We start from the raw sequence: 20182 nt of genomic DNA on the forward strand, positions 1-20182 counted from the left end.
GTTTGTCTGGTTCAGTCCGTGTTCCGGCTGATCGATTATTTACCTGACCGGGCGGCCTCCTGCGCCACCGGATTTACCAATAAAGCAGCCTCACGGCTCTCGTTGTGCAGTTTATCGAACGCCGTTACCACGTAGGTGTACCGCTTGTTCGGGTTGGCCGTTTTGTCCAGAAAACGCGTGTTGGATTCACCCTGACAGATGGTCAGAATATACTGCGGATTATCGGTACGAAACTGACGCTGACGCCCTTCAAACCGGTACACAACGTAATACCGGGCACGGTCGCCATCGGCAGCCGGGGCGGGTTCGTGCCAGAATAACTCCACGCCCGATGGCGTCGCGGTAGCTTTCAGGTCACGCACCGGTTCGGGCGCGAGGCTATCTTTCCAGGTCATGGGCGGAATCAGAGCCGGGTATTTGTACAGGTTGTTCTGCAACGAATCGCGGATACCGAGCGGGTTGTCGCGTAGCGATTTAGCGCTGAAATACACGCTGCCCAGCGTTGGCTTCATCGACCGGGCGTACCGTACCTGATTAGGCATCTGCGTAGGGTTGTTCCACGAGGGTTCGCGTTGGCCCCCTTTACCTACCCGGTACGCTCCGTGCCCGATGTAGAGGTGCCGCTCGCCAGCGTTGCGCGTCCACCAGTCCACCAGTTCGCGGTAAGGTGCCCGGGGGTGGTCGTGCGTGAAGTAAATCTGCGGCACCATATAATCGACCCAGCCTTCGAGGGCCCATTTGCGCGTGTCGGCGTAGAGGTCGTAGTATGCCTGCCCACCCGACGTTGCTGAGCCCTCGGGGTCCGAAGCCGCATTTTTCCAGATCCCGAACGGACTTACCCCAAATTTAACGTGGGGTTTGACGGCATAAATCGAGTCGCGGATTTCGAGAATGAGCTTGTCGATATTCGACCGACGCCAGTCGTTTTTACTCATCCCGTTGTAGTTGGCCCGGTAGGCTTCGTCGTCGCGCAGGGTTTGCCCGGCCACGGCGTAGGGGTAGAAATAATCGTCGAAATGAATGCCATCGACGTCGTAATTCCGGACAATATTGGCCACGAGCGAAGCCACGTAGGTACGCACCACCGGCATACCGAGGTTAAACAGCTTGCGCTCGCCATAACTCAGAAACCACTCCGGCTTACGGGTGGTGATATGACCGGGCGCAATGGTAGCCCGGCGGCTAAACGTACCCCGATCGAGATTGAGCCACGCGTGAAACTCCATACCCCGGTTGTGCGACTCCTCCAGCATAAACTCCAGCGGGTCGTAAAAAGGCGAGGGGGCCAGCCCCTGCTGCCCGGTCAGCCACTCCGACCAGGGTTCCATGCTTTTCGCATAAAAGGCATCGGCTGCGGCCCGTATTTGCACCACTACGGCGTTGAAACCGGCCTGCCGTTGTCCGTCGAGCAGAGCCCGGTATTCGGCTTGCTGCTGTTCGGCGGGTAAGCCTTTTTTACTGGGCCAGTCGATGTTATCGATCGTAGCAATCCAGACGGCCCGAAACTCGCGTTTGGGCGAAGGGGCCACGCTCTGATCGAGCGGTTCAAACGCAACAGTATCGGCGGGTTTGGGCTTTACAGCCACCGGGGGCGCCTGTTTTTTGGGGGCTGGTTTGGGCACTGGGGCCGGGGGCGTCCGGGTGGGCGCAACAGGGCGTTTGGGACGACAACCCGCCCAAAAACAAACGATCGAAAGTAGAAAAAGATAACGGAATAACCGGGGCATTGCAACGCTGATTTGTTCCAAAGTTAGCACATTTACCCCGACCGGTCTTGCCGGGGAGACATTAGCGTGGTTATTCTTTGGACAAATACACCCCGTGGACGTTTAACCTGAAGCCCAATTTCAACCGGTATAATCTGGATGTTAGACGCTTCCGGTCAGCGGCCTTCCCGTCGGCAACGGTCGCTGCAATACACCACATTGTCCCAGTCGCGCTCCCATTTCTTACGCCATGTAAAAGGACGCCCACAAACCGGGCAGATTTTGGTCGGCAAATCCGACTTTTTCCGCATTTTCATCTGATATGGCCGTGCTTTCGCCCGGTGATTTTTACCGGGATACTTAACTTCCGGGGCCGTAGAATAGTTTATACAAAAAGCGGTGGTCAACTACCAACCGCCCAGATTACCCTATGCTTACCCCCGAAGATATTGATCGTGTTATCGAAATGGCCTGGGAAGACCGTACCCCCTTCGATGCCATTGAAGCCCAGTTTGGTCTTTCCGAACAGGAGGTTATCAAGCTCATGCGGCAGGAAATGAAGCCCTCGTCGTGGCGCATGTGGCGGGCACGGGTGCAGGGCCGCGCCACCAAACACGCTGCTCGTTCGGCGGCTGACGATCATCCGTTTAAGGCCAATCGCCAACGGCAAATTAGTCACAATCGGGTGAGTAAGCGGTAAAGCCTACCGTTTGGTATATGACGATTTAGCTGTAATTTTGTGCGGCAATTTCAGGTTTTGGCTACACTTTGTTTTATCAATTTGTAAGATTTCCGTATTTTTTTAGAATAATTTATGGAAAAGCACGTAGCTTTGCGCCAGCCTGAGCAACAATACTTACTCCTGCAACAGTATGAATATGTCGAGTTCCAAATTAGATCAGATCGACCGCAAAGTCTTAGATATTCTTCAAGATAACGCCAAGATTACCAACGCTCAACTATCCAAAGAGATTGGTCTGTCTCCCGCTCCTACCCTCGAACGAGTCAAGAAACTAGAAACGTCTGGCATCATTCAAAGTTATCACGCCAAACTCGACCCCGAACGGGTGGGGCTGGGCGTTACGACGTTTGTGATGGTTACCCTTGTAGGTCACAAAAAACAAGTGACCGACTCGTTTGTTGCGAAGGTCAATACAATCCCCGAAATCATTGAATGCCACCACATTACGGGTGATGGCGATTTCCTGCTCAAAGTGATTTCGAAAGACATCAACTCGTACCAGAAGCTGATGCTGGAAGTAATCAACGAAATTGAAGAAGTAGCCAACACCAAGACAATGGTGATCCTGAGCACCTTCAAAGAAAGCAAGGCGCTGCCCATTCCGTAATAGAAGACATTTCCCTGAAAAGAGCGATATGTTGGGTAGAACCGCATATCGCTCTTTTTTTATGTATAAACCACCCTTTTCCAACACGATATGCTTCGTCGTTCGTTTCTGCTTCTCTTTGTTATTTCGGGCCGCTTACTGGCCCAATCGCCCAAGGCCGAACTCAGCCGCGAGTTTGTGTACGAACAAGCTCCGTTCCCTTCGTGCCATGCCTCTACTCTGGCCGAAACCCCCAAAGGGCTGGTGGCGGCCTGGTTTGGCGGTACCCACGAAAAACACCCCGACGTGGGTATCTGGGTAAGCCGACGCACCGGGCAAGGCTGGACGCCCCCCGTTGAAGTGGCCAATGGCGTGCAGCCCGATGGCAAACGGCACCCAACCTGGAACCCCGTGCTGTTTCAGTACCCCAAAGGCCCGTTGATGTTGTTTTACAAAGTTGGCCCCAGCCCAAGCACGTGGTGGGGTATGCAAATGCAGTCGAACGACGGAGGCCTTACCTGGTCGAAGCCGGTGCGCCTGCCCGACGACATTCCCGGTCCTATCAAAAACAAGCCGGTGCTGCTGGCTTCGGGTACATTGCTGAGTCCGTCAAGTTCCGAAGACAACGGCTGGCGTTTGCACATGGAAACCACCAGCGACATGGGTAAAACCTGGAAACGGACCCCTGCCCTGAACGATGGCAAAACCGTGGGAGCCATTCAGCCTTCGGTGCTATTCTACCCCAAAGGCAAGCTTCAATTGGTAGCTCGTGGCACCAACGGGTTTGTGCAGTCGGCCTGGTCGGAGGATAACGGCACCACCTGGACACCCCTCGAAAACCTCGATCTACCCAACCCCAACTCAGGCATCGATGCCGTGACACTGAAAGATGGCCGGCAGCTAATGGTGTACAACCACGTACCTACTGAGGCTCAGAAATGGGGCAAGCGGTCGCCCCTTAACATCGCCCTTTCTACCAACGGTAAAGACTGGAAACCCGTGCTGGAACTCGAAAACGAGCGGGGTGAGGAGTTTTCGTACCCGGCCGTTATTCAAACGAGCGATAACAAAGTGCACGTGATGTACACCTGGAAACGCAAGAAAATCCGGCACATCGTTCTGGACCCGGCGAAGTTGTAGCCTCCTACCTTGCTATTTCCATACGAAGAAGGCCCCACGCAGGTGGGGCCTTCTTCGTATAATCACTCCAAGCTGGGTAATGGCGGCATCCGTCAGCTCGGTGGTCAATCGTCCCGACGCTTCCGGCGCTCTTCCCGGCGCGATTTTTTGCTGTCTTTGAGTGCTTTCTCCGCTTCTTTGTACTGGCTCGATTTACGCTCGGCCGCATCGATCACCTGTTTGTAGTAGTTACGGGCCAGGTCGTAGTTTTTCTCCGTGTCGGCAATTTTGCCCATGTTGAGCAACGACGCCCAGTAGTAGCCCGCGTTGGTAGCGTTGGTTTGCTGGGCAAAGTCGATGGCCTTCTGGTAATACGTCTTGGCTTCAGGCAGATTGTGGTAGAAGTTCTGGTTCACATAAGCCAGTATGTACGCAGCCGTGCGCCCGCTGACAGGCTCATACCCGGCTTTTCCCTGCGCTAATTTGTCCAGAATCCGCTTCGATACGGTTTCGGCCTCGTTCAGATACCCCCGCACAAACGCCGACCGGGCGTAATACCGCTCAAAAAACGGATTATCGGGGTACTGCTCATTCATGTACTTGGCCAACTCGTACGCTTTATCGTAACGGTTTTCCATGCTATAAATCTGTAGCAGGAAGTAGCGGGCCTCAGTACGGGTGTAAAACGCGTTGTTGGCATTGCGCTCCAGTTGCTTGATCCCGTTTTCTTTGTTGCCCTTCGGGAAAAAGGCCAGAATCGGTTTCAGCAAAGGGTAATTCTGCGGAATCCACTGCGCATAGTAATTGTACAACCCGTCGCCAAATAGCAGTTCGGGGTTAAAGTCCCCATTGCCTTTGCACTTTTCGAAATACTTCAGCGCGTTCTTTCCCGCAAAGGTCGCCTTGGTCCACTTTTTCCGTTCGGCATAAATACGCCCTTTGAAGGCATAGGCAGCCGCCAGAAAAAACGAGGGCTCAATCTTGTTATCGCTGTCTTCGTAAAGTTGCTCAGCCAGTGTAATGGTCGTGTCCATAAGGGCCAGACAACGGTCGTCGTAGTCGGTTACCTCAATGTCGGGAACCATCTTCCACCACTCAGCCAGGCCCATCAGAAAGTACGGCATCGGATGTTTGGGGTACCGCACCCGCAACCACCGAAACTCCTTATCGGCCTCGTAGAATTTGTAGTTGTACAGCTGGTTAATAGCCTCCGCCGACTCCAGCTGCACCCCAGGGTGCTTGAGCAACCCATCGTACTTTTTATCAAAGGCCGATGGGTCATACAATTGAGCCTTGGCAAAGGTGGCCAGACACAGGCAGAACACGGTCAGCCAGCTAATTTTTCCGTTCACTCGTTCACAGATGGTTTATTCGTACTATCAACGTTTTCGTAGTCGAGTCCGTTTACTTTGGGTCTATTTTTTAGTGCATCCGGTTAGTATGCGGGTGTTTTGAGGTGTTCAGGGGCGGTATGGTAAGAACCGGTCGGTAAGGAGCCGGTACGGGTGTCTTTTACCGCTGTATCTTGTTGCCTGAACCCCATGAACAAACGTACCTTTTTGAAAACCTCATCGACCCTGCTCGCAGGCAGCCTCTTGTCGCCACTTGTTTCCTGCCAAAACCAAACCGGCAACCAACCCCTGACCAATTGGGCCGGTAATCTTACGTACAGCACCGGCAACGTAAACTCGCCAACTACAGCCGCCGAGGTTCAGGAGAGCATCCGAAACACCAAACAGATACGGGCATTGGGTAGCCGACATTCGTTCAACGCCATTGCCGACAGCACTGTGGCGCAGGTATCGCTCAAGGGTATGGGCCGTATTGTGTCACTCGACCGTAGCGCCCAGACCGTCACGGTTGAGAGCGGGGCTACCTACGGGCAACTGTGCGAGTATCTGCACAAAGAAGGCTTTGCCCTGCACAATCTGGCTTCGTTACCGCACATATCGGTAGCGGGTGCCTGCGCCACCGCCACGCATGGTTCGGGCATCAAAAACGGGAACCTCGCAACGGCCGTTACCGCCCTCGAACTGATCGACGCGAACGGCCAAACCGTCACCCTCTCACGGGCGCAGAACCCCGACCTGTTCGATGGAGCCGTGGTGGGCCTTGGCAGCCTTGGTGTGATTACCAAACTCACCCTCGCCCTGCAACCTACGTTTATGATGCAGCAGGCCGTGTACCGTAACCTGCCGATGGCGGTCCTAGAAACCCAGTTCGAAACCATCATGTCGAGCGGATACAGCGTGAGTCTGTTTACCGACTGGCGCAACTCCAACATCAATCAGGTCTGGATTAAGAGCCGGGTAGAGGGTAACAGTCAGGCGCCGGTTTCGCTCGCGCCTGAGTTTTACGGGGCCAAACTGGCTACGCAGAATATGCACCCTCTCGACGACCATTCGGCCGAAAACTGCACCGAGCAGATGGGCGTTCCGGGGCCGTGGTACGAGCGACTGCCGCACTTCCGTATGGGGTTCACGCCCAGCAGTGGCAAGGAGCTACAGTCTGAATATTTCGTACCGATTGAACACGCATACGACGCCATAACGGCCGTAGCCAGTTTAGGGGCAAAAATCAGCACGCACCTGTTTATCACCGAAATTCGGACTATTGCCGCCGATACCCTCTGGCTGAGTCCGCAGTACAACCAGACAACCGTAGCCATTCACTTTACCTGGAAACCTGAGTGGGAGGCTGTGCGGCAGATACTCCCGCTCATCGAAGAAAAACTGGCCCCGTTCAATGGGCGGCCGCATTGGGGTAAGCTGTTTACGATGGCCCCCGCTACCTTGCAGAGCCGAATACCCAAACTGGCCGAGTTTAAAGCGTTGATGCAGCAATACGACCCGAGTGGTAAGTTTCGAAACGCGTTTATCGACACAAACCTGTTCAGTAGCTAAAGTTGGTTGTATCTTTGGCTTTTGCCAGCCAATTCATGTTGACGATTCACGACAAAACGTTTGTCCCGTTTATTGCGGCCAACGACATTCAGCAGCGCATTACCGACCTTGCCGCGCAGATCAATCAGGAGTATCACGACAAAAAACCGCTGATGGTGGTCGTTCTCAATGGAGCGGTGCTCTTTGCCGCCGATTTGTTCCGACAACTGACCATGCCCTGCGAAATCACGTTCATCCGGGTTTCGTCGTACACCCAAACCAGCTCTACGGGCCATCTGAAGCAGATTCTGGGTCTGGGCGAGTCGATTACCGACCGCGACCTAATTGTGGTAGAAGATATTGTCGATACGGGCCTGACCCTCGGCGATGTGTGCGACCAATTGCGCGAACACAAACCGGCTTCGCTGGCGGTAGCCACCCTGCTGTTCAAACCCGAGGCTCTGAAACGTCCCCTGAAGCTCGATTACGTCGGGTTCGAAATCGAAAACCGGTTTGTACTCGGCTATGGCCTCGACTACGACGGACTGGGCCGCAACACAAAGGACATTTTTGTGCTGAGTGAGTAGGCTCCCAACAGCATGAAACAACATATTGCCCACATAGCGCTGGTCGTCGATGATTACGACGAAGCCATCGCGTTCTATACGCAAAAGCTCCATTTCGATTTACTGGAGGATACCGCTCTGAGCGAAACGAAACGGTGGGTTCTGGTAGCGCCCAAAGGGGCAACTGAGTGTCGATTGCTTCTGGCTAAAGCTGCTAACGACGAGCAGCAGAGTCGCGTGGGGAATCAGACCGGAGGGCGCGTTTTTCTGTTTCTGTACACCGACAATTTCGCCCGCGACTACCAGAACCTACTTGATCAGAATATACAGATTGTTCGCCCGCCCGTTGTAGAGCCGTACGGCACAGTCGCTGTTTTCGCCGATTTGTACGGCAACCTGTGGGATTTAATTGAGCCGCGCGGGTAGCCCTCAGAACCTCACTACCCCCCAATTGTCGACATCGACTCGGTGACTGGGGCCCGCTGTTGCTCAGCTTCGAAGCCGTTGGCGGGGCGGTGTGCAAAGGCTTTCAGGAACGCAGCCCGTAACTCGTCGTCAGAGGCACCGGCCCGCAAAAGCGCGCGCACATCGAGCACACCATTGTCGTACAGACAGGTTTTGAGCGTACCCTGCGCCGTCAGTCGAATTCGGTTGCAGGTGCCGCAGAACGTCCGGCTAAAAGCTGCAATCACGCCCAACGTACCGGCATAGCCCGGAATCTGATAGTCGTAGGAGGTTGAGAACGGACCGTCGGGCACTTTTTGGAGGCCGGGGTAGAGCTGCTGTAGCTCGTTCAGAATCCGGCGATAGGTCCAGTTCAGCACGGGGTAGTGCGTTCCCTCACCATTGAACGGCATTTCTTCGATAAACCGCACCGACACGCCCGGCTGCCGCGATAGTTCGGCCAGTGGCCCCAGATCCTGGGTGTTCTGGCCCTCCATCACGACGGCGTTGATTTTTACCTGCACGCCAGCGGCCAGCAGCGCATCGAGCGTGTTGAGCACCGCCGGCAACTCGTCGCGCCGGGTAATCTGCCGGAACCGCTCCCGGTCGAGGGAATCGAGGCTCAGGTTCACCGACCGCACGCCCAGTTCCACCAGCTCGTTTACGTGCGGGGCCGTCAGCACACCGTTGGTGGTCATAGCCAGCTCGTTCAGGCCGGGAATACCGCTCAACGTCCGCATGAAATCCATGAGTCCGTTGCGTACGAAGGGTTCTCCGCCCGTGATTCTGACCTTCGAAACACCCATACCCGCCAGCACACGCACAATCCGCTCCATCTCTTCGTAGGTCAGGAGCTGATGCTTGGGCAGGTACTTGATACCCTCTTCCGGCATGCAGTAAAAGCACCGGAGGTTGCAGCGGTCGGTTACGGCCAGTCGGAGATACTGGATAGGGCGGTTATGATTGTCGTACAGCATGAGAATACGCAAGTTAAGGAACAGACGCTACCTTTGCGACATGATTCAGCTTACTGCGAGTGATGTTGGTAAAAAATATCGGCGTGAATGGGTGTTCCGGCACGTCGACCTTCAGCTGACGAGCCACTCCTCGCCCACCGGCCCGGCCAACAGTTTTACCTTTGTGGGGCCCAACGGCAGCGGCAAATCGACCCTGCTGCAACTGCTATCGGGGGCACTGCCTACCACCGAAGGCCGCCTGACTTACACCTTCCAGGGAACAACAATCCCTACCGATACCTGGTTTCAGCACGTAACCATTGCTGCCCCCTATCTCGAATTAATCGAGGAACTGACCCTGCGCGAAATGATGGCGTTTCACCAGACGTTTAAACCGTTTAAAACGGGGCTGAGCCTCGACGAAGCCGCCGACCGGATGCGTCTGAGCCACGCCATCGACAAGGAAATCAAGTTTTATTCGTCGGGGATGAAACAGCGCGTCAAGCTGGGGCTGGCCTTTTTTTCGCAGGCCCCCGTCGTGATTCTCGACGAGCCCACCAGCAACCTCGACCGGCAGGGAGCCGCCTGGTACCACGAGCAGGTGCAAACCCTCCAGCCCGACCAGCTGCTGCTGATTGGCTCCAACGACCCCGCCGAGTACGAGTTCTGCGCTAATGTGCTGGATGTCATGCAGTGGAAAAAATAGTATATTTGACAGGCTGATGCGAAAGTATAGTTCAATGATCCTGCATCGGCTATTCAATATCCAACGAACAATAGTATGAAATACGCACTCATCTTCGCTTTGTCAGTAGGCCTTACGGTCGGCGCCAACGCACAGAGCTTTCACGGCAAGAAAATTACGGAAGACGGCGCCATCCCGGCCCCCGAACTGGTAGCCAAACTGGGCGACAAGTCGGAGTTTAATACCAAAGTACAGGGTACGGTCGAGTCGGTCTGCAAAATGAAAGGCTGCTGGATGAAGGTAAAAACCGCTGATGGCCAAACCATGCGCGTGACCTTCCGGGATTATGGTTTTTTTGTTCCGAAAGACATTGTGGGGAAGCAGGTTGTTTTTGAAGGCACCGCCCAGCAAACCACAACCTCGGTTGCCGACCTGAAGCACTACGCCGAAGATGCCGGCAAGAGCAAAGCCGAAATCGCCAAGATTACTCAGCCCGAAAAAGCCGTTACGTTCGTTGCCGACGGCGTAATTGTGAAGTAACCATACGCTTACCCTGTCAGCGCGGGCACACCGTACCGCGCTGACAGGTACATTCACACCTGAACCATACCGATTGTACACCATGAAGCGCTATGTCCTGCTACACGGGCCAGCTCGTTTTTGTGCTTTTGCCCTACTGCTGATTTGCATAGGCTACGCCTGCCGATCCCGAAAAGCCGAGGAGATTGCTCCAGTCCTGCCAGCCAGCGAGTATGTGCTGACACCCGGACAACGCATCACGCTCCAAACGGGCTTCACGATTATCCCCGACACAGTCAATATCTTTATCTGCCCACCCGAAGCGGCCTGTTTCGGGCCCGACAATGTATTTGCTTCCCTGCGGGTTACTACGGCCCAGGAGAGCCGCCGGGTCCGGCTGTTTGCACTCATGGGCGATAACCGGGTCAAGGTTCCGTACACCTTCGATTCCACGGGTGTGGTGCATCGTAACCGGACATATTCGCTTGTGCTGCGTGGTCAGTACACCAACAGCAATACAGGCCGACCGGGTGGCCGGGCCATTTTGCGTGTAACCCCGTTGTAGCACTGGGTCAGGTACGCCGGTGATCCTGTTTCGTTCATTGCCCGATTCGCTGTATCTTGCTGACGGCCATAAAACGGACTCTACCGCCTGTTGTGGCCGTAAAACCGTACCTGAATGAAAAAGCACTACTTGTACCTATTGACCGCACTCGCACTGGGCGTGACACCAGCATTGGCCCAACAGCGCACCCTACTCCACTGCGGTAACCTCTTCGACGGGGTACGTAATGATCTTCAGCGTGAAATGACCGTGGTGGTCGAAGGCAACAAAATCACAGCCGTTCAGAAAGGCTACACCGCCGGATCGGGGCAGGACCAGGTAATTGACCTGCGGAGTAAAACCGTACTGCCGGGTCTTATTGATATGCACGTACACCTCGAAAGCGAAACCCGGCGGGGTGGTGCCTACGAGCGGTTTACCCAAAATGTACCCGATATAGCCTATCAGGCGGCTCGCTACGCCAAAGTTACCCTGATGGCGGGTTTTACTACTGTGCGCGATCTGGGCGGTTCGGGCGTCAACATTGCCCTGCGTAATGCAGTAAACCGGGGGCTCGCCGAGGGCCCGCGCATTTTTACCTGTGGCAAAAGTATTGCCACTACCGGCGGCCATGCCGACCCAACCAACGGCTACCGGCGCGAACTGGCGGGTGATCCGGGGCCGCTCGAAGGGGTAATCAACGGGCCCGACGACGCTCGTAAGGCCGTTCGGCAACGGTACAAAGAGGGCTCCGACGTAATCAAGATTACCGCAACAGGTGGGGTGCTGAGCAATGCCAAAGACGGACAGGGGCCGCAGTTTTCCGACGAAGAGCTGAAAGCCATTGTCGAAACGGCCAAAGACTACGGCTTCACGGTAGCTGCCCACGCCCACGGTGCCGAAGGCATGAAACGCGCCATTCGGGCCGGTGTGACCACCATCGAACACGGCACCCTCATGGACGACGAAGCCATTACCCTCTTTAAGCAGTACGGTACGTACTACGTCCCCACGATTATTGCCGGGCGCACGGCTGCCGACTCGGCCCGTATTTTTGGCTATTACCCCGCCCTCGTGACGCCCAAGGCGCTGGCTATCGGCCCCAAAGTGCAATCGACCTTCGCGAAGGCGTACAAGGCGGGCGTTAAAATCGCCTTCGGTACCGATGCCGGTGTTTATCCGCACGGCTACAACGCCAAAGAATTTGAATACATGGTTGAAGGCGGAATGCCCCCGCTCGAAGCCATCCGGTCGGCTACGCTCGTCAATGCCGAACTGCTGGGCATGAAAAACCAGCTGGGCTCGGTCGAAACGGGTAAATTAGCCGATCTGATTGCGGTAGACGGTAATCCACTGCAAGACGTCAAGACGTTACAAACGGTACGGTTTGTGATGAAAGACGGGAAAGTCTACAAACAATAACCAACCGCTACGGCCGGGCGCGCACCAATTTGGCCGTGGCATCGTTCCCTATACACGATTCTTTGTCCGCAATACACGTTACCTAATGAACAACCAAGCTCAGGAAAATACCATCGACGTAGAACTGTCGGATGATATTGCAGAAGGCACGTACGCCAATCTGGCGATGATTGCCCATTCGAACAGCGAGTTTATTCTGGACTTTATCCGGCTGATGCCCGGTGTGCCCAAAGCGAAGGTAAAAGCCCGGATTATTCTGACGCCCGAACACGCCAAGCGGCTACTCTCGGCCCTGAAAGAAAACATTGGCCGCTACGAAGAAAGCTTCGGCAGTATCGATCAGCCCGACGACAATTTCCGGTTTCCATCGGGCTTTGGCGGCCCCGTCGGGATGGCGTAAGATCTCCTCTAAACTGGTCTCCAAACCTGTAAGGTCTCAAAGACCTTGCAGGTTTTTTTAACGCAATCCCCAAACCTGTAAGCCGGGCGGCTGGTGCCGTCTCCAAGACCTTGCAGGTTTTTTCGTCAGAACGGATAACCGATCGCTACGTTCAGAACCAGATTTTGCCGACGCCAGACCGGGTCGCGGAAGTTGATCTCGTTGAATACCCACCGTTGCCCGTCGGGCCGGTCGGGTCGGCGGAAGGGAATCCCCAAATCAAGCCGGAAAAGGAAATACGACAAATCGACCCGCAGACCAATCCCCCCGTTTACGGCGATTTCCTTGTAAAAGTTACGGCCGAAAATGGTGCTTGCGCTATCGTAGAGCACGGCGTTCGATGGATCTTTCAACCACACATTGCCCGCATCAATAAACAAAGCCCCCTGCAGGTACTGGTTGAATTTGGGTCGAAGCTCGGTACTGGCTTCCAGCTTAATATCGCCCCCGCCGTCCTGAAAGATAAAGCCGGTGCCATCGGTTACCCGCGTAAAGGTACCCGGCCCAAGCGTACGGGGCCGAAACCCGCGCAGGCTGTTGCTCCCCCCCGAAAAGTACTGCTTAATGAGCGGCAGCCGACTGCTGTTACCATACGGCAAACCAACCCCCGCCAAAAACCGGCTGGCCCAGGTCATGCCCGACGACAATCGCCAATAATAACGCGTATCCAAATCCAGTTTCAGGTACTGCGCGATAGGTGCGCCCAGGAGCTCATTGCTGCCTTCACTGTTTCGGTTGTTGATCACGAGCGAAGCCAGATTTCCTGCTGGCTCAATACCGAACTGCACCCGGTACGTGCGGGGGGTAGCCGTGCGGGGCGATGAGCTATAACTGACCGTGTAGAGACTGTTCAGGATGATTTGTTCGCCGGTGATGATGTTGTACCAGATGGGCGATGTTTGTGGGTCGAGCGCCAGTGAATCGAGGAACGGCCCTTCGTTGGCCAACTGCACATAGTTGATGCTGAACGGCGTAAAATTCTGCTCAACCCGCTGATTAGTTCGGAACGCATAGCCAAACGACGCATTGAACGAATTGAGCGTGTAATATTTCGACCGGTTGAGGGCCTCAAACCCGGCACTGATGATTGTTTTAGGCAACGACTGCCGCTGATCGTACCGAATTCGGAACGGCACCATCAGGCGCGGCACGTTTAGGCTGGCCGTAACCCCGTACCGATACGTGGTGGTAACGCGGCCCAGCGCGGCTACCGGAATTTCAAAACCACCACTGGCGTTGAGCGTGAGCAGTTCGGCCCGCCGGAGCAGGTTCCGGTTGAGCAAACTGAGGGTCAGCTCCGACCCCACCAGCCCGTTGGAGCGCGACGTACCGGCAATCTCGCCCCGAATGGATTTTTTAGGGTAGGGCGTCAGGTAGTAATGCACATCGAGCAAGGCCGAATCGCCCTGCTGAATTGGCTCGAACCGGTTTCGGACAAACTTAAACGTGCCCACGTTGATAAACCGGCTCAGGGTCAGATCCTGCGCCCGGCTACTGAACCGGCGGCCGGGTTTCAAACTCAGAATATCGTTGAACAACCGGGGTTTGTAGAGCCGTGCCGAATCGACGATAAACACCCGCCTGAGGGTCGTGTCACTTGGGGTGTAGGCTTGCGTCCGGTTGGTGTCGTTGCCGGTTTGGTTGTTAATCGTGTAGTTCGGGTACACGTACACGTTTCGGATAAAGTACGGCTGACCGGCTGCTTCGGGCATTTCGGGCTTAAGGGCCACGTAGAGCCGTACCTTGTGGTTGCCAACGGCACTATCGGCCAGAATAGCCACGTAGTCGGGCAGAAAATAGATAAAGCCGCGGTTTTTGAGCGTGGTACTGATTCGCTCCTGCTCGGCCTTGATCACATCAAACTGGTACGGATCGCCGGGTTTGAGCAGCGTACGGGGCGAAATAGCAAACATGGCATCGTCGGCCCGTCGGATAGTCGGTTGCTGCCGGTCGGCGCGGGGGGTGTCGCGAGCATCGTTTTCGTTGAGCGTATCGGGGCGTTGCGGCAGGTCGGAATTGGTCAGAAACAGCACCGAGTCGATGGTGTACCGGGCCGGTACGCGCACATCGTACACCCCGCGCGCTTTGTAGCCCTGCTCGGTCAGCCGCCCGGTCACGCTCGACCGGAAATAGCCTTCATTTTCCATCAACCCGGCAAAAATGGTGGCATTAGACGAGATAGCCTTGGCGCTTGCCAACACCGGAGCCTCCCCAAATTTACGCCGAAACCACGCCCGAAAGCCCTTCTCCGTTTTGGGCTCGCCAAACAGGTAATACATGGCCACCTTGTACGGATACCCAAGCAGGGTTTTGTTGGGTCGGGGCCGGGCAAGCTCTTTTAGTTGCACCTGCAATTCGTCGCGGGCCTCTTTCGTCACCGTCGAGTCGGCCGACAGGTTCACGTCGGTTCCTACGTACAGGCGCTCATTGGCGGGCAGCCGCTTGGCGAGGTTACACGCTTGCAGGCAAACAGCCAGTAAAATAAAATAGCGAACGTTCATGAACAGAACACGACAGTTTTGGGGAAACTTCACAGCGTTTCCTCCTTTCTCCGTCGCCGTAAATCAGCAAATGTGTTGTAGTCGACCGTAATCACAAAGCCGACGCCCGTCTCAACTACATAGCCCTCCAGTACGGTTTGTTGCTCGTTGCGCCGGTAGCCTCGCACCACATAACGACCGTCAGGGGTCAGATTGTAGTTGATTGAGAAGTTGTCGAAAATTTCGTTTTGATTACGTTCTATAGACTCTCTCGGGCGTTCGAGCACAAAGTTGCGCCCCACAGATACCGAAAGCCGCCCCGACAGAAAGCTTTTCGATAGGCCCACATTAAGGTCGGTTCGGCTGCCGGTGGGGCCTTTGGCGGTGGCTGCCTGATTGGTCGAGTTGAGGTTGAAGTTCACATCAACGCCTTTTATCAGGCTCGAAGCAAACCGCTCTAATTGCTCAGACAGAATCTTGCTCACGCTGTTTCGGGCAATGTTTTCAGCACCCGCGCCCACGCCCCCACCGCTTCCGGTTGAGAAGAAGTCAGCCGTGTTTTCGGAGATAAAATTGCCCAGCACCAGCAAGGCAAACACCTGCTTGTTGATCTGCGACTGATCGCGCCGGAGCAACGCCAGTTTGTTGTCGACGGTCTGCGTAACGCCCCCGGCTACAATGGCGTTGCTGTTGCCGTTGGTGGGCCGCACAATATCGAAGTTCAGGCTTGGCTTAGCCAGATTATTGCCAATCTGAAGTAGTACGTTGAACGGCATTTTGTTCTGGTACAAGGCGTTATTTTGCCCGGCAATCTCGTTGGCCACCAAGTTGGCAGGGGCCGCCCGGGTTTCGTACACGGCCGTAATATCGACCTGGGCACTCAGCGGGTCGCCGGTCCAGGTGATGGAGCTACCTCGCTGAATTTTGAACTGCCGTTTCAGCACCTCGTAGGTAAGCGAGTACTCACCCTCGGTCACCTCGTAGCGGCCCAGAATGCCAATATTGCCCGCCGGATCGATCGTCACGTTCAGGTCGGCATTACCCCGCGCCCGCAGGTAGTCGCCGTTCAGTTCATCGACCACAATCGTAAACTCCGACTTCTCATCGACCTCAATATTGAGCGAAATGGTCGCATTATTCAGTTCCTCAAACGCAATCTTGGTGTTTACGGTATCACGCTTGGGCTTCACCAGATACTTGCTCAGGGCGAGCGTATCGTTATGATTGATAAACGTGACCGTTTGCCGGGCGTCGTTCAATTCGGGCGTATCGTCGGGCAATACAAACGACACCTTGGTATCGTCCTCAACCCGTACTGTACCCACCACCGACGCGTTGGTGCCTGTTCCCCGGATGCGCAGATTGGCCGTTACCGACGCCTGTCCGTACACGTAGTCATTGTCTTTGCGGGCCGCATTGAGGGCCAGAAAATCGTTGGCCCGCACGTTCAGGTTATACCCCACGTCGGGGATGTTGGCCAGTGTCAAGGTGCCCGATGTGTTGAGGGTGCGGCCCAGGGTATCGGTCAGGGTGAAGTTGTTAAGGCTCACGGTTGAACCACTAAACTGAAGCCGTTCCTGATCGATTCGGTAGGTTGCGTTAAGCTGTTTGATGTTAAACGCCACCGAATCGAACCGAACCTCTCCGTTTATTTTGGGATTCGATGTGGTACCGGCCACGGTGAACTGCCCCGTCAGGTCGCCCCGGGCCTGCCGGAGTTCGCCAAAGCTAAAGGCTTCAATAGTTCGGGCGGCCAGTTTTTGCAGATCGACCACCAGATCGAGGCCGGAGTTAGCTCCGTTGTATGTACCGTTGAGGGTGGCCTGATTGTCGGGGCCACTCAGTGCTACGTTGATACCCACTTTTCCGTCAGTGCTGTTGGTAAACCGGCCGGTCATATTACCAATGGGCTTATCCATCACCCGCAGGCTATCCACGTTTACCGAACCCACAAACGACAGATCCGAGTCCTCGCCCAGGTAATCGCGCAGTACCACGGTGCCGTCGAGCTGCCCACTCGCAAGGGTTGTATCCTGATTAGCGATTTTGGCCGCGTCGGTCAGGTTAAAATTCCGAATCGTAACCCGCAGGGGTGCATTGGCGTAGGGCTCCGTACTGGCCAGTTCGATGTACTCATCGCGGTGCCGCAACCGTAGCGTATTGACAAACAAGCCGGCCGGGCCGTACTGCACGTAGCCGGTCGTGTCGGACGACCAATTCTGATAATTGAGCAACAACCCGTTTTGGGCCAGCTGCACCCGGTAGTCTTGCCCCAGCGCAGCCACCTGCCCGCGCAGGCCGTACACATCCCGACGCGACGAGTCTTTGCTCATCACTTCAAAAGTAAGCTTGTTGTTAGCCGCCGTCCCGACTAGGTTAGCCAGGCCAATTTCGAGCCCCGACGCGTTGGCCGAACTGATCTGGCCACGCACAAACAGCTCGCCATTACGGGTTGCTGGCAGCTGCTCCGAAACAGGTGCCAGCAACCGGTTGACCGATGTGTTCAGGCTGTTACGAGCCGCAATTCCAACGGGCAACGGCTGTACATACCCGCTCGCCGTACCCCGCAGCAACAAGTTGGCACTCCGCACCAGACTGGAGTCGTACTCAATGACACCCGTACGGAGCGAGGCCGCAAAGGTGGTGTCGTTGCGGTTGTCCAGATAAGCCGCCAATCGTACCGTATCGAGCCGGGTGAGCTTGGGCACAAACGCTTTCAGCAACGGGTGCTGGTAGGCCTTGGCGTCGATTTTAAAGTCATACGGCGGAGGGGTGTTTCGGTACGTCAGCCCCGGAATAGCAAAATACCGGCTCACTTCCGACACAATGATGTCGTACAGGCGGTCATAGGCAAACTGCCCGTCGAGCTTGAGTTGCGCAAACGGCACCCGGGCGGCAATCTGCTTGCGTCCTCCGTCGGCGGTGGCTTTGAGGAATACCTCATCGAGCGGGTACGACTGTCCCCCGTACCGAATCACGGCCCCATCTGTAGACAGGGTCCCGACGGGTTTGGCGGGGTCCGTCGACGTCATATTCAGAACGAGTTTCCCCCGCAGGTCGAGGGGTTCGCTGTAAAGTTTCAGTCGGTTCAGGTCGAGTTGGGCAATGTCAACCGTGCCGGTAATGCTGGGGTAATCGCTCAAAAGTCCCACGCGGGTATCGAGTTGCAGGCGGGCATTGGGGTCATCGCTCACCCCTTTGATGTTGAGCACACCCCGCGCCAGCTGTCCCGAAGCAGCTACATTTTGGTAACGATACCCATTCAACGTAGCCTCATCAACGGTTACCCGAAACGAGGTATTCATTGATTTTACGTCGAGCCCGGTACCGTTGACCGTGGCAATAGCCGTAACAGGGCCATACTGTTTAGGGTCTTTCAGCCATTTGCCAGCCTGAAAATCAGCCAGGGCCAGTGTACCCGAATAGCCCTGATTACGACCCTCCACAAAGCCCCGGAGTTGCCCGTCGAACGTGGCATTACCCCAACTGGTATTGAGTCGGGTTTGCAGGTCGAGGTCGTTGAGCCGTCCCCGAATGCGGCCAGATAACCGCAACTGGGGCGGAATATCGACCGCGTCAGGTAAGGTGTTTTTAGGAACTACCCGTTGAATATCGGCCAGCCGGGTGGTGGCTTCGGTAATGGTCAGGTCGAGACCCAACCGGTCGGTGTCGGTCAGGTTAGTGAGTCGACCCCGGGCGCGGATGCGCGTTCCCGACAGAGCCGCCAAATCGAGCACGGGCAGGTTGAGCGCAGCCAGCGTACCTGTGGCGCGGGCGTTCATACGAATGGTAGCCGCTTCGTTATTTTTGAACGTGCCTGCCAGTTGCGGAGCCAGTAACAGCACATCCGACAAAGCCATGACGCTCTGCCGCAGGTTTACATCGACCCGCACCCGGTTGGCCTGCCCCGGCCGGGCGAGTTGCCCGATGGAGTCGTACCGCAACACGACCTGATCGCGCAAGAGGGTTTTGGGCGTCTGAATCCAGAGGTTGGTCAGGGCAGTTGTTTTGTCGGTGTAGAGCAAGTCGCCGTCGAGCCGTTGCAACACCAGACCACTTTTGTCGCGCATGCGGCCTTGCCGCAATTGCCCCGAAATCTGCTGGGGATTATACCGCAGCTGTTCGCCCCGGAAGGCCACGTCGCGCAGGTCGAGGTGAGCGTAGTCAACGCCGGTGCGCTGCCGGGGCTGAGTGAGGTCGTCGTAACGGACGTTAGCCCCCGTCAGCACCAGCGACTTTACACCCAACCGTTCGCTGTTGAGAAAGAAATAATCGGTTTCCATCGCCAGCGTCTGCAACTGCCCGGCGGTGGTCAGTTTCTGCTCGACCAGATTTACATCCCAGCGGGCGCGGTTAATCTGCCATTTTCCCAGTGCAATATCCAGTGTATCGGGCGAGGGGGGCGAATCGGGCACGGGTAAGCCTTTGTAGATCCGGGCGCGGGTGTTTAGTCCATCCACGGTGAGGTCTTGCAGGCGGTACACGTTATTGGCTACGTCAGTCCGTTCAAAGTTAGCCCGCAGGGTATCCACGTACGCATCCACATCAGCGCCGGTCACATCGTCGAGGTATTTGACCCGCACATCTTTGAGCGTAACGGCTTTGAGATTAATGTCGAGCGGGGCCGTAGTGGTATCAAGCGGGGTTGGGGCGGGTTGCGGCTTTCCGGGCGTCACAAACGCATCGAGCAGGTAGCCGAAGTTAAACGTCGTATCGGGCAGGGTACGGCTGATGTTCAGGCGCACCTTTTCCAGATCAATCTGATTGATAGCCACCCGGTTGTCGAGCAGGCCCAGCATATCCAGATCCACAAACAACCGTTGTCCAATCAGGAGCGTATCACCTTTGGGAGTTTGGAAGAATACATCATTCAGCTCGATATAGTCGGGAATTTTGTAGCTGATCCGGCCCACCCGAAACGGCGACTTGATTTTCTTGGCTAAATACCGATTCACCTGTGCCGTCACGATACGCTCACCCCAGGAGGTAGTCGCAATCAGGGTCGCAAAGCCGAGCACAAGAAGCACGACCGCCAGCAAGACGAGCAGTATGGTTGAAATGGCTTTTCTCACGGGTATTGAGTACGGAATGG

17 protein-coding genes are annotated in these 20182 nt (G+C 55.6%); 11 read left to right on the forward strand and 6 right to left on the reverse strand.

The features are described from left to right. Positions 1 to 35: 35 nt before the first annotated feature. Both F5984_RS05615 and F5984_RS05620 read right to left on the reverse strand, forming a co-directional pair. On the reverse strand, positions 36 to 1622 hold the full coding sequence (locus F5984_RS05615) for a glycoside hydrolase family 10 protein (protein WP_317163083.1): 1587 nt from the start codon (positions 1620 to 1622) through the stop codon (positions 36 to 38). 260 nt (positions 1623 to 1882) lie between these two features. Continuing rightward, positions 1883 to 2023 carry a DUF2256 domain-containing protein gene (locus F5984_RS05620; protein ID WP_152123301.1) on the reverse strand — a complete coding sequence of 47 codons (141 nt, stop codon included), beginning with the start codon at positions 2021 to 2023 and terminating at the stop codon, positions 1883 to 1885. A 113-nt stretch (positions 2024 to 2136) separates the two neighbouring features. Between F5984_RS05620 and F5984_RS05625 the strand changes: the two genes are divergently transcribed. The 3 genes from F5984_RS05625 to F5984_RS05635 all read left to right on the forward strand — a co-directional run bounded on the left by F5984_RS05625 (position 2137) and on the right by F5984_RS05635 (position 4174). Next, positions 2137 to 2406 (forward strand): TIGR03643 family protein, encoded by a 270-nt coding sequence (locus F5984_RS05625; RefSeq protein ID WP_152123302.1) that lies wholly within the window; start codon positions 2137 to 2139, stop codon positions 2404 to 2406. Between the two features lie 178 nt (positions 2407 to 2584). Next, entirely contained in the window at positions 2585 to 3055 is a 471-nt protein-coding gene (locus F5984_RS05630) for an Lrp/AsnC family transcriptional regulator (protein ID WP_027303136.1), read from the forward strand. Positions 3056 to 3145: 90 nt separating this feature from the next. Then, positions 3146 to 4174 carry a sialidase family protein gene (locus F5984_RS05635; RefSeq protein WP_152123303.1) on the forward strand — a complete coding sequence of 343 codons (1029 nt, stop codon included), beginning with the start codon at positions 3146 to 3148 and terminating at the stop codon, positions 4172 to 4174. 104 nt (positions 4175 to 4278) lie between these two features. Here the strand turns inward: F5984_RS05635 and F5984_RS05640 are convergent, their stop codons facing one another. Then, positions 4279 to 5505, reverse strand: a complete 1227-nt coding sequence (locus F5984_RS05640) for a tetratricopeptide repeat protein (RefSeq protein ID WP_152123304.1) — start codon at positions 5503 to 5505, stop codon at positions 4279 to 4281. A 189-nt stretch (positions 5506 to 5694) separates the two neighbouring features. On the opposite strand from F5984_RS05640, the gene F5984_RS05645 reads away from it, so the two are divergent. Genes F5984_RS05645 through F5984_RS05655 form a run of 3 tightly spaced genes read left to right on the forward strand, consistent with a single transcriptional unit; the run spans position 5695 to position 8027 of the window. Further along, positions 5695 to 7056, forward strand: a complete 1362-nt coding sequence (locus F5984_RS05645) for a D-arabinono-1,4-lactone oxidase (protein ID WP_152123305.1) — start codon at positions 5695 to 5697, stop codon at positions 7054 to 7056. A 35-nt stretch (positions 7057 to 7091) separates the two neighbouring features. Further along, on the forward strand, positions 7092 to 7622 hold the full coding sequence (gene hpt / locus F5984_RS05650) for a hypoxanthine phosphoribosyltransferase (protein WP_152123306.1): 531 nt from the start codon (positions 7092 to 7094) through the stop codon (positions 7620 to 7622). A gap of 12 nt (positions 7623 to 7634) precedes the next feature. Continuing rightward, the gene (locus tag F5984_RS05655) at positions 7635 to 8027 is read left to right on the forward strand and encodes a VOC family protein (RefSeq protein WP_152123307.1); all 393 of its coding nucleotides are present in this window, start codon (positions 7635 to 7637) and stop codon (positions 8025 to 8027) included. A 14-nt stretch (positions 8028 to 8041) separates the two neighbouring features. On the opposite strand, the gene moaA is transcribed toward F5984_RS05655, so the two are convergent. Then, the gene (moaA, locus tag F5984_RS05660) at positions 8042 to 9022 is read right to left on the reverse strand and encodes a GTP 3',8-cyclase MoaA (protein ID WP_152123308.1); all 981 of its coding nucleotides are present in this window, start codon (positions 9020 to 9022) and stop codon (positions 8042 to 8044) included. 40 nt (positions 9023 to 9062) lie between these two features. Here moaA and F5984_RS05665 point away from each other — a divergent pair, with 40 nt between their 5' ends. The 5 genes from F5984_RS05665 (at position 9063) to F5984_RS05685 (ending at position 12571) form a co-directional block, all read left to right on the forward strand. After that, complete coding sequence (locus tag F5984_RS05665; RefSeq protein WP_152123309.1) at positions 9063 to 9707, forward strand: ABC transporter ATP-binding protein; 645 nt, start codon at positions 9063 to 9065, stop codon at positions 9705 to 9707. A 75-nt stretch (positions 9708 to 9782) separates the two neighbouring features. Then, positions 9783 to 10226, forward strand: a complete 444-nt coding sequence (locus F5984_RS05670) for a DUF4920 domain-containing protein (RefSeq protein WP_152123310.1) — start codon at positions 9783 to 9785, stop codon at positions 10224 to 10226. Positions 10227 to 10308: 82 nt separating this feature from the next. Beyond that, positions 10309 to 10770: a hypothetical protein gene (locus tag F5984_RS05675; RefSeq protein WP_152123311.1), complete on the forward strand. Its 462-nt coding sequence runs from the start codon at positions 10309 to 10311 to the stop codon at positions 10768 to 10770. A gap of 114 nt (positions 10771 to 10884) precedes the next feature. After that, entirely contained in the window at positions 10885 to 12171 is a 1287-nt protein-coding gene (locus F5984_RS05680; RefSeq protein ID WP_152123312.1) for a metal-dependent hydrolase family protein, read from the forward strand. Positions 12172 to 12256: 85 nt separating this feature from the next. Next, complete coding sequence (locus F5984_RS05685; protein ID WP_152123313.1) at positions 12257 to 12571, forward strand: DUF3467 domain-containing protein; 315 nt, start codon at positions 12257 to 12259, stop codon at positions 12569 to 12571. Between the two features lie 125 nt (positions 12572 to 12696). On the opposite strand, the gene tamL is transcribed toward F5984_RS05685, so the two are convergent. Next, positions 12697 to 15111, reverse strand: a complete 2415-nt coding sequence (gene tamL / locus F5984_RS05690; RefSeq protein ID WP_152123314.1) for a translocation and assembly module lipoprotein TamL — start codon at positions 15109 to 15111, stop codon at positions 12697 to 12699. 29 nt (positions 15112 to 15140) lie between these two features. Then, a complete protein-coding gene (locus tag F5984_RS05695) occupies positions 15141 to 20162 on the reverse strand; it encodes a translocation/assembly module TamB domain-containing protein (protein WP_246168844.1) in 5022 nt (1673 codons plus the stop codon). Positions 20163 to 20182: the final 20 nt, after the last annotated feature.

Source organism: Rudanella paleaurantiibacter, assembly GCF_009184635.1.
GTDB lineage: Bacteria > Bacteroidota > Bacteroidia > Cytophagales > Spirosomataceae > Rudanella > Rudanella paleaurantiibacter.